At 71.1% G+C, this 744-nt stretch carries 1 protein-coding gene and 1 pseudogene; both read right to left on the reverse strand.

The genetic code is table 11. From position 1 onward, the window contains the following. Positions 1–443, reverse strand: a 443-nt coding sequence (locus BKD30_RS15035; RefSeq protein ID WP_143588228.1) for a transposase, incomplete at its 3' end; no start/stop codon positions are given. Between the two features lie 165 nt (positions 444–608). Then, positions 609–744 (reverse strand): annotated as a pseudogene (locus tag BKD30_RS17125) (transposase); the annotation flags it as partial.

Consider the following 744-nt stretch of genomic DNA (forward strand, 5'->3'; position numbering starts at 1 on the left):
GTGTTGCGCTGCTTGTACCGCTCGGTGTCGAATGCCGGCGGCCGCCCGCCCCTGGAGCCTCGGGCCTGACGTCCAGCGATCTGGTTCGACGGCTGCGGGATCATGGCCTTGATGCCTCTGCGGCGCAGCATCTTGCGGATCTTGGCCGTGGAGTACGCCTTATCGGCCAGGACCACGTCCGGCCGGGTCCGGGGCCGGCCGCGGCCGGCTCGCCGGATGCGGACCCGTTTCAGGACAGCGTCGGTGGCCAGGGAGTCGTGCCGCTGCCCGGGCGTGGTCACCCGCGACAGCGGCCGGCACCGGGTATCGACCGCGATGTGGATCTTCGTGCTCAGCCCGCCGCGGGAGCGGCCCAGGTTCTCCCGGTCCTGGTGGCCGGTCTCGATCCCAGAATTCCTGTCATTCGCCTGCGCCCCCTGTGTGGCCGGCGGGCACGGTGACATCCTCCAACAAGATCGGGGCCAGGCGCTCGGCCGGGACGTCCTCGGGCGGTTCGTGGCGCGCGCCCGCGGCGTGGTGATGTGCGCGGATCACCGTGCCGTCGATACTCACCAGCCATGGACCGTCCGGGCTGTGGTGGCCGGCGCCGGTGCGCAAGGAATCCAGGACCTTCTCCCACGTCCCATCCGCTGACCAGCGACGATGCCGGTTGTAAACCGTCTTCCACGGCCCATACGGCGCGGGCAGGTCCCGCCACGGCGCCCCCGTCCGGGTCCGCCAGAGCACCCCATTGATCACCAGGCG

The organism is Tersicoccus phoenicis, assembly GCF_001968835.1.
GTDB lineage: Bacteria > Actinomycetota > Actinomycetes > Actinomycetales > Micrococcaceae > Tersicoccus > Tersicoccus phoenicis.